The sequence below is a fragment of the Acidiphilium sp. PM genome (genome assembly GCF_000219295.1).
In the GTDB taxonomy this organism is placed as follows: domain Bacteria; phylum Pseudomonadota; class Alphaproteobacteria; order Acetobacterales; family Acetobacteraceae; genus Acidiphilium; species Acidiphilium multivorum.
In genome coordinates this window covers 1-6,558 of sequence record NZ_AFPR01000507.1, presented here as the reverse complement: position 1 = coordinate 6,558, position 6,558 = coordinate 1, and the positions used below count along the sequence as shown (strand labels likewise).

The window sequence follows — 6,558 nt, the reverse complement described above, 5'->3', positions numbered from 1 at the left end:
GTCGCTTGAGCGGCAACCGGTGGCGCGGGCGCCGGCGCCGGCGCCGGCGTCTTGACGCTTCTGGCTGAGGCGGGCTTCGTCGCGGAGGGGTGGGACGGCGCGGCTTGCTGCGCGGCATGGTGCCCGCCGCCCAGCAGGAAATAAGTGCCGCCGCCGGCGACGATCAACGCGGCCGCGGCAATTCCGCCGATGAGGAGGCCACGCCGGCCGCCGGTCTCGCCCGCGGGTGCGGGAGGGGTGGGCAAGCGGACGGAGGCTTCCGGTGCGGCGGCGGCATGACGGCCGGAAGAGGCGATCATCGTCGCATCTCCATCAACTCCCTCGCCAGCGAGCGAGAGGCCGCCGGAACCGGTGTCGGACTCCGCGGTTGCCAGGGCTTGCGCGAATTCCCTTGCGTCGGCGAAACGGTCGTCCGGCCGTTTCGCCATCGCCTTGCGGACGATTGCATCGAGCCTCGGCGGCACCGAGATCGACAGGGCCGAGGGCGCTGGCGGCTCGACGTTCAGCACCTTGTGCATGATCGCGGTGATCGAGCCTTCGAACGGCTTCTCGCCAGTGAGTAACTGATAAAGCATGACGCCTGCGGAATAGATGTCGGTCCGCATGTCGATCGTCTGCCCCATGAACTGCTCGGGAGACATGTACGAAGGCGTGCCGATCATCGTCCCGGCCTGGGTGAGGCTCGAACTTTCGATTCTGGCGACGCCGAAATCGGCGAGCTTCACCTGGTCATCTCTCGTGATCATCACATTGGCAGGCTTGATGTCACGATGGATAACGCCGTTGTCGTGGCTGTAGGCCAGTCCTGCGAGCAGCGACCGCATCATTCGCAGCGCGTCGACCGTGGCAAAGCGTTCGCCTCTGTCGAGCACCGATTTCAGTGTTTCGCCTTCGACATATTCCATGACGATATAGGCAAGCCCGTCGGTCTCGCCGTAATCGTAGATGCCCACGATGTTCGGATGCGTCAGCCGTCCGGCGGCCTGCGCTTCCCGCCGGAACCGGAGCAGCCCCTCGGCGGCCTCGGCGTCGTCGGTATCATCGAGATTGACCGTCTTGATGGCGACGCGACGCGCAATGATCGGATCGAAGCCTTCGTAGACGGTGCCCATGGCGCCCCGGCCGAGAATACGGACGATGTCATATTTTCCGAGCTTCGTCAGATCTGGCGCTGCCATGAGGGGATGTCTCGCTTTCTGATGCGTGATGATCGCTACTTGGCCAGATTGCGCGTGCCCTGTCCACCGTCGCCGATGACCACGAAAGGCGCCCAGAAGAACGGATCGGCGAGCTTGGCCGGCAGGGTGCCGGACGCGGCGCCCCTGATCAGGTCGAGCTGGGCGCTCCGCAGGCTCGCGGCCGCCCCCTCGCCCGTCGATGAGGCCAGATGGGTGAGCGTGGTTGCGACCAGATAGGAGCTGACCTGGTCGTTCACCGACCATTGCGTGACCATCAGCGCGCGGGCGCCGGCGAAGAAGAACGCGCGGGCAAGGCCGGAAAGCGCTTCACCGCCGGCCTTTCCGTCGCCCCCGCCCGTATTGCATGCCGACAGGATCACGAGGTCGGCGTTCAGTTTGAGATTGGTGATGTCGGAGGTCGTCAGCATCGAGTTCGCCGCGGACCTGGCGCCGGGCGGCGGCGAGGTGACGATCGCCGGTTCATGAGCGCAGGGCAGTTCGGAGGGCAGCAGCGCGTGGGTCGCGAAATGCAGGATCCGGTATTGCTTCAGGTCGGCGTGCTCGACATTCGGGACCGTGAAGGCCGCCCCCAGCAGCTCGTCCGATGCGGGTGCCTTGAAGATCGCGCGGGCGGCGTCAAGTTCGAGCTTCGCATACGGCAGGTGGGGCAGGCCGGCGAAGAGCCGGGCGCTGTCGCCGCAACTGGGGCCACTGAACGTGGCCTCGGCCTGGGCCAGGCTCGTGTTCTTGAAGTCCCCGAAGCCAAACCAGGGCTGCTTGGCGGGCGACGTGCCGGCGATGGCGCGCAGCGAGACGAAATTCGCGGCCGCGGGAACGTAGACCAGCGTCATCTTCCTGATCAGCCAGGGCACCTTGGCCAGCGGCGTGCCGGGGGCGACCGGCTCGGTGGGCAGCAGCGCGAATGGCAGCGACAGCAGCGCCCCGGCCGGTGAAACCACCATCGCCGTGGTCTTCGCGAGGTCGGTCGCGAAGGGGGCCAGGGTCGCGCGATAGATCGCTTCGGCAGAGGTCATCGCGAAGGTCGGCAATCCCGCCTGCGTCGGCACGACGCTTTGGCGCACTTTGCGGACCAGTGCGGTCATGCGCGTCTCGTCGACCTTCGTGTGCGCGACGGCGATCTGCCCGTCGTGCAACAGGAACGTCCACGTGCCGTCCGGCGCCGGCATGATATCGAGAAAGGCTTCGCCAGGCCTCAGCCGGTCGAGCACGGTGCCGGCGGGCACGACCTGCTGGACCAGCTGGCCGAAATTCGGTGCCGCCGCCTCGACGGACTCGTCCGCTTCGGCGAGCCGCCGGGTTGCCGCCGCGATCTTCATGTCGATTGCGTTGATGGCGGCTGGCGTTGCCTGCCGTTCATGGGCGATGCCGTCACGCTCCCGGTAGAGGCGCGACAGGGCGATGACGGCATCCTGATGGGCGCGGATCGCGGCGGCGACTTTGGGGCTCTTTGAATCCGCGGCCAGCCGCGCGGCGGACTCGGCGATTTCACGGCTGGTCGTGCTGCCTTGCGCGAGTTCCGCCATCGCGAACATCTCGGCGCGAAGCACCCCGGCCCGGGCAGGATTCTTCTCCGCTTCCCGATTGGCCGCGTCGAGGCACGGAGCAACCAGGGCCGCAGAGGTGCCGAGGCGCAGGCGGGCGAGAAGCTTTATGCCGGCCCGGCAAGCCTCCAGGGCCTTTCCGGGTTGACCGGCGAGGTCGAGCACGCCGCCGCGCAGCAGGTGCGTGTCGGCGACGGGGCGCGAACCGGGCAGGGCATGTTCGAAATCATACGAGGCTTGCGCCAGCCTGGCGGCAGCCGAGGCGGTCCTGTCAAACGCCGTGTCGACGGCGGCCGTGCTCCGGTCAAGCCTGGCGCGAAGCACGGGAGGAGCAATCCCGTTCGCCGAAGCGATCGCCGATGCACGGTCAATTTTCACGGCGGCCTGCTTGTGATGGCCGGCCGCATCGAGCACCACGCCCTCATACCGCAGTGTTTCGATCACGCCGAGCAGGGCCTGCTGCCCGATCGGGCTCAACAGGGTCGACTGCGCGGCGAGGAGCGATCCCCCCCGGCTTCCGGCCGAAAGGCCGAAGCCATCGTCGGACCCGGTCGCGGCAGGGTGGGGGCGCAACACGGAGCGGGGCAGAAGCGATGCATAATCCCGGTTTGCGGCCGAGAGCAGCCGCAGCGCGCGGCGATCATGACCCTGATTGAGTTGATCGAGACCCCGATAATGGTCGAGTCGCGCGACCGCCGTGGGATCCACGGCCAGGGGGGCCAGCTTCGCCGCCTGCGCAAGCAGGGCGTCAGCCTGGCTATAATCGCCCTGATCCGAGAGATTCAGGGCAAGATCCAGCATCGGCGTCACCGTATTCGGATTTTCCGGCCCGAGCGCCTTTTGCTGCAGCGCGAGCGCGGCCCGGTAGGCGGTGATGGCGGCAGGGTAATCCTCGGCCTGGTTGGAGCGGTTGCCGAGCGTCATCAACTTGCCGTACTCGTGGATATCACCCGAGGTGAAGGCGGCGGCGGCGAGGCGGTCGGCAAGCTGGCTGTCGGAGACCGAAGTGGTCATCGCGCCGGCATCGGCGGCTGGCACTGCGCCGCTGATCACGCCGACGGCGCGTTCCATGGCTGGAAAAGCCGGTTGCACGCCATCGGCAAACCACACATGGCCGCGGATCAAGGCTGCCAGGGCGACATGCGGCCAGCCGCCGATCCGCTGCGTGCAGAGCAGAACCTCTCCAGGGTAGTGCCCGAGCACCGTTGTCGGCTTTGGATTGCCGCACGCGTAGCGCTGTTCGAGACCGGCCCGCCAGTTTCCTCGCGTAACGATTGCATTCAGGTTCGCCCGGTTCGCCTCCGGACCCGCATGCACTTCGGCGCTGGGCTGGTGCCAACTGCCGCAGTAGATCAATGCGCCGCCGGAGGTCGTGCGGCTGGCGGTGCAGGTTTCGCCGCTGGTATTTTTGCCCAGCGCGAGTTGCCGGCCGCTGGCCGATTGCGGGGAATCCGTGTCATGCGCATAGGCGCCCGGCGGCGGCCGCGTGCACGCGCTCAACAGCGCCAGGCCGGCAAGGGCGGCCAGAACCAGGACCGTTCGGCGCATGGTCAATAGTCCTTTGCCGCCACACCTGGCAGCCGGACATTCGCATCCAGCTTGCGTCGCCGCCGTGGACTGATGTCGAAATCATCCAGCGGGTTGCGCTCCGGCACGATCGCCACAGGCAACACGGTGCAACTCACCGATCCGATAATGCACGAGTTGAAGCGATAGCTGGATCCCGGCACAGGAACGACCTTGCCGTTATGCGCCGCGGCCGAGCCGGCAAGACCGGCGATCTGGCCGACGAAAGCCGTTTGTCCATTAAGGCCGCCCGCCACCAGCAGATAGTGCAAATACAATGTTCCCTGTGCATATCCGTTGATCAGCGAAATCGCCAGATCCGTGCTGCGGGCATTGAGATCGTTGAACTTCGCGTCGGCACCGTCCGGCAGAAGCATAAACAGCGTGTTTGGCTGACCTTGAAGGGAACCGGTGTCGATGTTGAACTGGCCGGTCTGTACGATGCCGTTAGCCGGCGCTCCATTCGCGATCACCTGCAGAACCGAATCGATGCCGTTACGTGGCGACAGGCCATTGTAGACGTATGTCGGGAGAAATTGGCCGCCGATCGAGAAGGAACCGCCATCCGCCCCGTCCAGAGTGATCTGGCCGGTTGCCGTTATGGTCAGCGCCTTCGCCGAAACAGGTCCGGCCACGGTTAACGCCGTGGCATCGGTCAACGCGAAGAGATGGCCGGCGGCATCGAATCCGCCGAGAGTGCCTATGACGTTATCCGTTCCAGTCAGCGCCACGTCGCCGGTGACGGCACTGTTGCTCGTAAGCGTCGCGGCGGTGATGGGACCGTTTCCGGAAATCGGGCCATAGCCCAGACCGAGCGTGCCGGGCGTGTTGATCGCGCCGGGAATATACATGGCGGGTGAATCAAGTGAGATATTGAGGGCGTATACGGGGCCGTTCACCGTGAGAGGCACCTGATCCACCAGCGCCAGGTTTCCCAGAGGCACGCTGACCGACCCAAGAGCGTCGATCGTATTGCTGCCGGTCAGCAGCACGTCCCGCGCCCCTGCGATCTGGAGCAGGGTGGGGTCGATCGTCCCGGTCTCGGAGATCGTTCCGGACGTCGCCAGGCTTAACGCGCCATCGACAAGAATGACGCCTGGAATGGTGAGATCGGCGGCCGAGATTGCTGCGCGCTGCGCAACGAGACTTCCGGCGATGGTGAGGGGCGCATTGTCGTCGAGGGTGAAGGTGCCGACATTGATGCTGCCGAGAGTGGTGATGACATTGCTGCCGGTGAGGGCGACGAGGCTTGCGGCGGCATCGAGAGTGGGTGCGGAGATGGAACCGGTGCCCGAGCTGGTGATGGATCCGCTTGTTGCGGAGAGGGCGAGGAGCGAGGCGAGGCTGACCTGTCCGGCGATGTCCAAGCCACCGGCGCTGGTGTCGGCAAAACTTGCATTGGTGGCGTTGAAGGAACCGGCGATGGTGAGGGGCGCATTGTCGTCGAGGGTGAAGCTGCCGGCGCTGATGCTGCCGAGAGTGGTGATGGAGTTGCTGCCGGTCAGGGCGACGAGGCTTGCGGTGGCATCGAGGTTCGAGGCGGTGACGTAGCCGGTGACGGAGCCGGCATTGGTGATGGTGCCTGCGTTGGCATCGAGGCTGAGGGTCGTAGCGTCGAGATTGGCGTTGATGCGGATGTCCGAGGCGGCGAGGCTTGCGTCGGTGGCGTTGAAGGAACCGGTGATGTCGAGAGAACCAGTGTTGGTGATGCTTGCGTTGGTGGCGGTGAAGGGTCCGGCGATGGTGAGGGGCGCGTTGTCGTCGAGGGTGAAGCTGCCGGCGGCGCTGATGCTGCCGAGAGTGGTGATGGAGTTGCTGCCGGTAAGGGCGACGAGGCTTGCGGCGGCACCGAGGGCAGCTACCGTAATGCCACCATTGCCGGTGAATTCGCCACCTGCCTGCACGATCAACGAGCTATGTTGCGCAAGGAACGGCTGGTTGATGTTGATAGTGCCCGCATCCATCAGGATGTTTGGGATTGAAAGACTGATCGAGCCATCGTTTTCGATCAGCCCGGTCTGGACAGTGCCGATCTGAAGGGAATTCGCACCGATGGCGTTCAAGAGCTGATTTGAAAGATCGAGCGCCGTAGTCGAGGTCCCACCGAGGGCGATGGTATCGAAGCTAAGTGGAGCAAGCGTCACCGCGCCCGAATTCGCCAGGATCGTTCCACCGGCCAGATCCATTCCATTGGCGCTGAGAACGATATTTCCGCCAGACGCTACACTCAGCGTGCCGGCAATAGTGAGCGG

3 protein-coding genes are annotated in these 6,558 nt (G+C 65.4%); all 3 read right to left on the bottom strand.

Features of this window, described 5'->3' with window-relative positions; all coding sequences use genetic code 11:
* Window positions 1-1,178, bottom strand: a 1,178-nt coding sequence (locus APM_RS15945; protein ID WP_007424420.1) for a serine/threonine-protein kinase, incomplete at its 3' end; no start/stop codon positions are given.
* 35 nt (window positions 1,179-1,213) lie between these two features.
* Complete coding sequence (locus APM_RS15940) at window positions 1,214-4,288, bottom strand: CHAT domain-containing protein (protein ID WP_007424419.1); 3,075 nt, start codon at window positions 4,286-4,288, stop codon at window positions 1,214-1,216.
* A gap of 2 nt (window positions 4,289-4,290) precedes the next feature.
* A partial coding sequence (locus tag APM_RS15935) for a hypothetical protein (RefSeq protein ID WP_007424418.1) occupies window positions 4,291-6,558 on the bottom strand: 2,268 nt, incomplete at its 5' end.

Coding starts and splice junctions, on each gene's coding strand:
- APM_RS15940 (WP_007424419.1), bottom strand. CDS start 4,288: ATGCGCCGAACGGTCCTGGTTCTGGCCGCCCTTGCCGGCCTGGCGCTG.